7 protein-coding genes and 1 pseudogene are annotated in these 7477 nt (G+C 75.5%); 5 read left to right on the top strand and 3 right to left on the bottom strand.

Going from position 1 to position 7477, the window contains the following annotated elements:
• Positions 1–1842 (bottom strand): glycoside hydrolase family 15 protein, encoded by a 1842-nt coding sequence (locus EF903_RS08840; RefSeq protein ID WP_125542594.1) that lies wholly within the window; start codon positions 1840–1842, stop codon positions 1–3.
• A gap of 138 nt (positions 1843–1980) precedes the next feature.
• Here EF903_RS08840 and EF903_RS33890 point away from each other — a divergent pair, with 138 nt between their 5' ends.
• From EF903_RS33890 to EF903_RS08850, 3 genes are all read left to right on the top strand, one after another.
• Complete coding sequence (locus EF903_RS33890; RefSeq protein WP_185902582.1) at positions 1981–2142, top strand: hypothetical protein; 162 nt, start codon at positions 1981–1983, stop codon at positions 2140–2142.
• A gap of 125 nt (positions 2143–2267) precedes the next feature.
• Positions 2268–2771, top strand: coding sequence for a hypothetical protein (locus tag EF903_RS08845; RefSeq protein ID WP_125542595.1), 504 nt, complete (start codon positions 2268–2270; stop codon positions 2769–2771).
• A gap of 34 nt (positions 2772–2805) precedes the next feature.
• Positions 2806–3234 carry a VOC family protein gene (locus tag EF903_RS08850; protein WP_125542596.1) on the top strand — a complete coding sequence of 143 codons (429 nt, stop codon included), beginning with the start codon at positions 2806–2808 and terminating at the stop codon, positions 3232–3234.
• 42 nt (positions 3235–3276) lie between these two features.
• Here the strand turns inward: EF903_RS08850 and EF903_RS08855 are convergent, their stop codons facing one another.
• Positions 3277–4326, bottom strand: a complete 1050-nt coding sequence (locus EF903_RS08855; protein ID WP_125542598.1) for a helix-turn-helix transcriptional regulator — start codon at positions 4324–4326, stop codon at positions 3277–3279.
• A gap of 96 nt (positions 4327–4422) precedes the next feature.
• On the opposite strand from EF903_RS08855, the gene EF903_RS08860 reads away from it, so the two are divergent.
• On the top strand, positions 4423–5697 hold the full coding sequence (locus EF903_RS08860; protein WP_125542599.1) for an MFS transporter: 1275 nt from the start codon (positions 4423–4425) through the stop codon (positions 5695–5697).
• 81 nt (positions 5698–5778) lie between these two features.
• A complete protein-coding gene (locus EF903_RS08865; protein ID WP_125542600.1) occupies positions 5779–7056 on the top strand; it encodes an Nramp family divalent metal transporter in 1278 nt (425 codons plus the stop codon).
• A 55-nt stretch (positions 7057–7111) separates the two neighbouring features.
• On the opposite strand, the pseudogene EF903_RS08870 reads toward EF903_RS08865, so the two are convergent.
• Positions 7112–7269, bottom strand: a pseudogene (locus EF903_RS08870) (phosphotransferase); the annotation flags it as partial.
• Positions 7270–7477 lie beyond the last annotated feature (208 nt).

The following is a 7477-nucleotide window of genomic DNA, read 5'->3' on the forward strand; positions in this document are numbered from 1 at the left end:
TCAGGGGTAGGCGCGGCGTTCCTCGCGGTCCAGTTCCTCGTCGAGGGCGAGGGCGGCCGCGATGAGGGCCAGGTGGGTGAACGCCTGCGGGAAGTTGCCGAGTTGTTCGCCCGTCGGGCCGATCTCCTCCGCGAACAGGCCGACGTGGTTGGCGTAGGTCAGCATCTTGTCGAAGGCGTAGCGCGCCATGTCGAGCCGACCCGCCCGGGCCAGGGCGCTCACCCACAGGAAGGTGCACAGCGAGAAGGTGCCCTCGTCGCCGCGCAGGCCGTCGGGTGACTCGCGCGGGTCGTAGCGGTGGACCAGGCTGTCGGAGACGAGGTCGGCCTCGATGGCGTCGAGGGTCGACAGCCAGCGGCGCTCCTTCGGGGAGACGAAGCCGACGGTCGGCATGAGCAGCAGGGAGGCGTCGAGCACGTCACCGTCGAAGTGCTGGACGAACGCGCCGCGGCGCGGGCTGTAGCCGCGGTCGATGATCTGCTGGAAGACGGCGTCCCGGGCGGCGGTCCAGGCGGCGGTGTCGGCGGGCCGGGCCAGTTCGGTGGCGAGCCGGATCCCGCGGTCGAAGGCCGTCCAGCACATCAGCCGGCTGTAGGTGAAGTCGCGGCGGCCGCCGCGGGTCTCCCAGATGCCCTCGTCGGGCCGGTCCCAGTGGCCGGTCAGCCAGTCCAGGAGCTGCCGCAGGTGCGTCCAGCCGTCGTACCCGGCGAGCTGGGTGAGGTCGCGGGCCTGGCTGAGGGCGAAGACGGCCTCGCCGTAGATGTCGAGCTGGAGCTGCTCGGCCGCGCCGTTGCCGATGCGGACGGGGGCGGAGCCGCGGTAGCCCTCCAGGTGGTCGAGGACTTCCTCGTCGAGTCGGGGGTCGCCGTCGACCCGGTACATGATCTGCAGCGGTTCGCCGGTGACGGTGCCGCCGTTCTGTACGCGGGCGGCGAGCCAGCGGCGGAAGGCGTCGGCCTCTTCGTCGAGGCCGAGGTCGACCAGGGCCTTGACCGACAGGGAGGCGTCGCGGACCCAGGTGTAGCGGTAGTCCCAGTTGCGTTCGCCGCCGATCTGCTCGGGCAGGCCGGCCGTGACCGCGGCGACGGGGGCGCCGGTGGGGGCGTATGTCATGAGTTTGAGAGTGATCGCCGACCGGTTGACCATCTGCTGCCAGCGCCCCCGGTAGCGGCTGCGGCGCACCCAGCGGTGCCAGTAGCGGTACGTGGAGCGGAAGGCGCGGCGGATGTCGGCTTCCGTCGGCGGGCCGGGCGGCAGTGCCGCGGGGTCGTGGCAGACGGTCAGGACGGCCGCGGCCATGTCGTACTCTTCCAGCTCGGCCTCGCCCTGGACGCCCGGTCCGTCGCCGGTGAGCCGTACGGGCCCGGCGGTTTGCAGGAAGACGGCCACCCGCGGGCCGGTGAAGCGGACCGTGCCGGGGGCGGGGAACGCCGTGGTGTGCGTGGCGCGCCCGTAGTCGAAGGCGGGCCGGCAGTCGATCCGGAACCGGACCCTTCCGCGGGTGACGCGCATGATGCGGATGACGCGGTGCCGGTCGGCTGGCGCCTCGGCCTCGCCGAGGGGCATGAAGTCGACGACCTCGCCGACGCCTTCCTCGGTCATGAAACGGGTGACCAGCACGGCGGTGTCCGCGAGGTAGAGCTGGCGGACCACGGCGCCGGGGGCGTCGGCGGTGACGGCGAAGTGGCCGCCGCGGTCGTGGTCCAGGAGGGACGCGAACAGGCTGGGCGAGTCGAAGCGCGGGGCGCAGTACCAGTCGAGCACGCCTTCGGAGGAGACCAGCGCGGCCGTCCGGAGGTCGCCGATGAGGCCGTGGTCGCCGATCGGCGGATATCGACGCATGCGAGTCCCTTCGCGGCTGCCGGCGGCCCGCCCCGCGTCTCACGCTAAGGCCGCGGCGAAAGCCCGGCACCGCGTCCGGCGCCCCCGCCCGGGCACGTTGGGCCGTACGGGTGAGTCCTGCGGCGGCCCCTCGCACGCGTGGTGGGGGCCGGGGAAGGACCGCACCGCAACCCTGCCACCGGCTCGACGCCGCAGACCCGCGTCCGGGCCGCCGGCTGCCGCCCGGCCGCCGACCGCGCCGGGGCCTCCGCGCCGAACGGCGGGACGTACGTCGTCGCCTTCGGCCGCTGCCTGCGCTGACACGGCCGACGCCGCCGGCGCCGCCGCCCGCCGCGGGCCGGCACGGCCCCTGTACACCGGGGCCGTGCCGCCGGATGCTGGGGGTGGCACGTGCCGGGGATGCCCTGCCGGGGGAGGTCGTCGCAGTGGAACCGCACGACGGGTACGGGTTCGGGGACGGTTCCGCGGCCGGCCGGCCGTGGGAGGGCGTGCGGATGCCGCGGCCGGTGCGGCGACTTCGGGTGCTGATGATGCTGCTCGGCGGCGTGCAGGCCGTCGTCGGGGTGTGGCTCGTGACGGACAGCATGGCCGTCGCCGCGGCGGTCTGGGGCGAGGAGGACGCCTCGGCGGCCTGCTGCCGCCGGGAGGTCGAGGAGCGCGCGGGCCAGGTCGTGTGCGGCGGGCTGGTCGTCCTGGCGGTGGCGGCGTGGGGAGTCGTCACCGCGCTGAAGTTCCCGCTGCGGCTGCGCAGGCTGCGGGTGGCGGCCTGCGCGTACGGCTGGGTGGCCCTGCCGTTCGCGCTGGTCGTGTACCGGGTGGAGCCGCTCCTGGGCCTGGCCTGGCCCGTGCCGGCGGCGCTGGCGGTGCTGTGGGCCCGCCGGCCGGAGAGCGCGGCGTGGTTCGACCGGCGGACGGCTCCCGTGCCGTGACGCCGGGCGGCGGGCCCGGTGGTAGCGTCCCGCCATGGAGCAGCGGATCAGTCTGATCACCCTCGGCGTGGCCGACCTCGGCCGGGCCCGTGCCTTCTACGAGGAATTGGGCTGGCGCGGGCAGCAGGCCGAGGAGACGGTGTTCTTCCAGGCGGGCGGCCTCGCGCTGGTCCTGTGGGGGCGCGACAGACTGGCGCAGGACAGCGGCGTCGAGGACGCCCCCGGGTGGGGCGGGATCGCCCTGGCGCACAACGTCCGGTCCCCGCAGGAGGTGGACGAGCTCGTCGAGACGGCCCGGCGGGCCGGGGCGGCGGTGACGCGGCCGCCCGCGCCGACGTTCTACGGCGGCTACGCCGGCGTGTTCACCGACCCCGACGGCCATGTGTGGGAGATCGCACACAATCCGGGGTTCGCCCTCGCCGACGACGGCACGCTCACCCTCCCGGATTTCGGCGCGTCCTGAGGGCGGGCCGCCGGGGAGGGTCGGCGAGGGCGGGCCGCCGCGTCAGCCGCCCGCGGCGAGCCGGTCGCCGAGCGGGCTGCGCCGGTAGAGCACTTGCCGGCCGTGCCGGGCGCGGGTGGCCAGCCCCGCGGCGTGCAGGACGCGGAGGTGCTGCGACACCGCGCTGGGGGTGACGCGCAGGCGGCGGGCGAGTTCGACCGTCGCGGCGGGCTCCGCGAGCAGGCGCAGCAGCCGGGCCCGGGGCGCGCCGAGGAGCGGGACGAGGGCGTCCCCGGCAGCCCCGGCGGCCCTTCCGCCCGCGTCCGCCCCGGTCCGCAGGACCGGTTCGGGTTCGGCCTCCCACAGGGTGGCCGCCCCTCGGCTCGGGTAGAGCAGGGAGGGCGGCTCGTCGGGGCCCACGGGCGGCGCGCACTTGTGGGCGAACACGGACGGCACGAGCAGCAGGCCGCGGCCGCAGGCCTTGGCCTCGTACCCGCCGATCGTGCGGTGGATGCGCAGGAAGCCCCGGGATCCGGCGTCCTCCCAGCGCAGTTGGGGGTGCATGTCGGCGAAGAGCAGACGGGCGCCGCCGCGGGCGAGCTGCCGCGCCCGGTACGTCATGTCGGCTTCGGCGACGAGGCGGATCTGCGGCCAGACCGGCCGGACGGCGATCTCCCAGTAGCGGTGCAGGAGTTCGCACAGGGTGTCGCGCAGCGCGGTCACGGGCCCGTCGCCGGGGGCGGTCGCCGCGTGCAGGGGTGCGGGCAGCGGGTGCGGGGCGTGCGCGGCCAGCAGGTCGCGGCGCACGCGGCCGGGCGGGGTGCCGCGGACGACGGCCAGCTCGTCCTCGAACTCCGGCTCGAACACGGCGGGGCGCGGGGTGAGGAAGTCGGGCAGGGTGAGGAGGTCCGCGACGAGGGACAGCAGCAGCCCGGTGTCGAAGCCGCCGTCGAGGCCGCCGATCCGTGCGAGGACCGACCGGCGCCAGGGCAGGTGGAGGACGGAGACGCCCGGGTCCCGCAGCACGCGCAGGCTCAGCACCGTCTCGCCGAGCGGCGAGAGCGCGAACCGGGTGTGGGCCAGGTCCTCGACCCCGAGCTCGAAGCTGATCATTAAGCGGCACGCTACATCAATTGGCAGGGCCGGTCCCGTGGCGTGGACTCTTCCCATGACCTCCTTCGCCTCCCGCCTCCTCCCGGGGGCGGCCGGATGAGCCGCAGGCTGCTGCTGCTCCTGGCCGTGACCGGCGCCGTGGCCGTCGGCAACCTGTACTTCCCGCAGGCCGTCGCCCCGCTGATCGCGGACGGCCTGGGGGTGTCCCCCGACGCCGCGTCCCTCGTCGTGACCGCCACCCAGATCGGCTACACCGCGGGCATGGTGCTGCTGGTGCCGCTCGGGGACCGCTTCCCGCACCGCTCGCTGCTGGTGGTCCTGCTCGCCGCCACCGGTGTGGCCCTGCTGGCCGCCGGCTGCGCCCCGGCGCTGCCGCCGCTGGTCGCCGCGAGCGCCCTGATCGGCCTGACCACGGTGGCCGCGCAGGTCATCAGCCCGCTCGCCGCCGGGCTCGTCGCACCCGACCGGCGGGGCGCGGTCCTCGGCGCGCTGCTCAGCGGCTCCACCGGCGGCATGCTGCTGGCCCGCGCGTTCAGCGGCGTCCTCGGCGAATGGCTCGGCTGGCGGGCCCCCTACCTGGTGGCCGCGGCCGTCGCGCTGGTCCTGGCCGCGGTCATGGCGTACGCGGTCCCCGTCACCGCCCCCGCGGCCGCCGACGCCCGCGGGCCGTACCGGGAGTTCCTCGCCGAGCCGCTGCGGCTGCTGCGTGCGGAGCCGGAGCTGCGCCGCTCCTGCTTCTACCAGGCGGCCGTCTTCGGGGCGTTCTCGGCCGTCTGGACGAGCGTGGCGCTGCTGCTGACGGGTCCGGCGTACGGGTACGGGGCGCAGGCGGTCGGCGTGCTCGCCCTGGTCGGCGCGGTGACCATGCTGTGCACGCCGTACGCGGGCCGGCTCGTCGACCGGCACGGGCCGGGGCCGGTGAACCTGGCGGCCCTCGCCGGGGTCGCCGTGTCGGCCGCGGTGCTCGCGGCGGGCGGGCTGGGCGGGCTGCCGGGCCTGGCCGCGCTGACGGCGGGCACGCTGCTGCTGGACGTCGCCATGCAGGGCGGGATGGTCGCCAACAAGGCGCGGGTGTACGCGCTGCGGGAGGACTCGCTCAGCAGGCTCACCACGGCGTACATGATGTGCGCGTACCTGGGCGGTACGGCCGGGTCGTGGCTCGGCGTGCGCCTGTACGCGGCGTACGGGTGGGGGGCCGTCTGCGTGCTGGTCGCCGCGCTCGCGGCCGCCGGCCTGCTGCGGCACCTGTGTCCGCCCGGCGGCGGCCGCACCGGCCCCGGCGGGCGGCGGCGCGTGCGAGTGCGGCCGGTCGGCCGGGGCGCCGGCGGGCGCGCCGCGGGCCGGGCGGGCGCGCCGGGCGGAGCTGGCTGAAAAGCCCTCTTGCGCGGTGGGCGCGCAGCGCCTTTCGTGGCCGGTCGGAACCGGTGCAGGACGGACGGGAAGGCGGCGCGGATGGCGGACACGACCACGACCGGGACAGGGGCGCGCGGCGGGGTGCCTCCCCGCAGGGCGGGCTGGCGGTCGATCGGCCCGGGGATCGTCGTCGCGGCGACCGGCGTCGGCGCCGGCGACCTCGTGGCGACCCTCATCGCCGGCGGCAGGTTCGGCTACACGCTGCTGTGGGCGGCGGTCGTCGGCTGCCTGGTGAAGATCTCGCTGGCGGAGGCCGTCGGCCGCTGGCACCTGGCCACGGGCCGCACCCTGTTCGACGGCTGGCGCAGCCTCGGCTCCTGGACGACCGTGTACTTCGCCGGGTACGTCGTCGTCTGGGGGTTCGTCTACGGTGCGGCCGCGATGTCGTCGAGCGCGCTGCCGCTGGCGGCGCTCTTCCCGGGCGCGCTGGACCTGAAGGCGTGGGCGGTGCTGTGCGGACTGGTGGGGCTGGTGTTCGTCTGGTTCAACCGGTACGCCGCGTTCGAGAAGGTCATGACCGTCCTGGTCGGCGTCATGTTCGCGGTGACCGTCTACCTCGCGGTCCGGGTCACCCCGCACCTCGGGGCGGCGGTGGCCGGCCTGGTGCCCGTCCTGCCGGAGGGGTCGCTGGTCTACACGCTCGGCCTGATCGGGGGCGTCGGCGGTACCATCACGCTCGCCGCGTACGGCTACTGGGTCAACGCCAAGGGGTGGCGGGACACCGGCTGGATGAAGGTGATGCGGCTCGACAACCGGGTGGCGTACCTGACCACCGGCGTGTTCGTGGTGGCGATGCTGTTCGTCGGCGCCGAGCTGCTGCACTCGTCGGGCATCGCGCTCGCCAAGGGCGACCGCGGGCTGCTCGACCTGGGGGGCGTCCTCGCGCAGACCTACGGGGACACCACCGCCAAGCTGTTCCTGATCGGGTTCTTCGCCACCTCGTTCACCTCGCTGATCGGCGTCTGGAACGGGGTGAGCCTGATGTTCGCGGACTTCGTGGGCAAACTGCGGCCGTCGCTGGTCCCGGAGGGGCGGAGCGCCGAGAAGTCGCTGCCGTTCCGGGCGTACCTGCTGTGGCTGACGTTCCCGCCGATCAGCCTGCTGTTCCTGGACCAGCCGTTCGGGCTCGTCGTGGTGTACGGGGTGATCGGCGCGCTGTTCATGCCGTTCCTGGCGCTGACGCTGGTGTGGCTGCTCAACTCGAAGCGCACGCCGGCCGAATGGCGCAACGGGGCGGTCAGCAACGGCATGCTGGGCGCCGCCGGCCTGCTGTTCGTGCTGCTGTGCGTGCAGCAGCTGCGCGACCTGCCCTGGTAGCGGGAGGTCTGCGGCCTCCGGGCGCGGCGGCTCACCGGGCGGCCGCGCAACCGCCCGCGTCATCGGCGTCCGGTGCCGTGCGGAAGACGGGTCGGGCCGCGGCGGGCAGGACGTACCAGGCGGCGATCAGGTCGACGGCGGGGTCGCCGAGCCCGAGGCAGCCAAAGTCGATCACCCGGCGAGCCGGTCCCCGGTGACGAGGAGGTTCCCGGGCGCACCGACATGCCGGTCCCGAGCCGGTGGACGGCGTGGGAGGTGCCCGCGGTGGCGACGGGCTCCACGGGCAGGTCCGCCCACGCGGGGAACCGGGCGGCGACCAGGCGGCGCGTGCCGGCGTCCGGCTCGTCGGCGTTCAGACAGCCGGGGTGCACGGGCGGTCTCCGCCTCGGGGGCCGGGCGGGACGGCCACGGGGCCGGGGGG

Source organism: Streptomyces sp. WAC05292 (genome assembly GCF_003949955.1).
Lineage (GTDB): Bacteria > Actinomycetota > Actinomycetes > Streptomycetales > Streptomycetaceae > Streptomyces > Streptomyces globosus.

Coding starts and splice junctions, on each gene's coding strand:
- EF903_RS08840 (WP_125542594.1), bottom strand. CDS start 1,842: ATGCGTCGATATCCGCCGATCGGCGACCACGGCCTCATCGGCGACCTC.
- EF903_RS08850 (WP_125542596.1), top strand. CDS start 2,806: ATGGAGCAGCGGATCAGTCTGATCACCCTCGGCGTGGCCGACCTCGGC.
- EF903_RS08855 (WP_125542598.1), bottom strand. CDS start 4,326: ATGATCAGCTTCGAGCTCGGGGTCGAGGACCTGGCCCACACCCGGTTC.
- EF903_RS08860 (WP_125542599.1), top strand. CDS start 4,423: ATGAGCCGCAGGCTGCTGCTGCTCCTGGCCGTGACCGGCGCCGTGGCC.
- EF903_RS08865 (WP_125542600.1), top strand. CDS start 5,779: ATGGCGGACACGACCACGACCGGGACAGGGGCGCGCGGCGGGGTGCCT.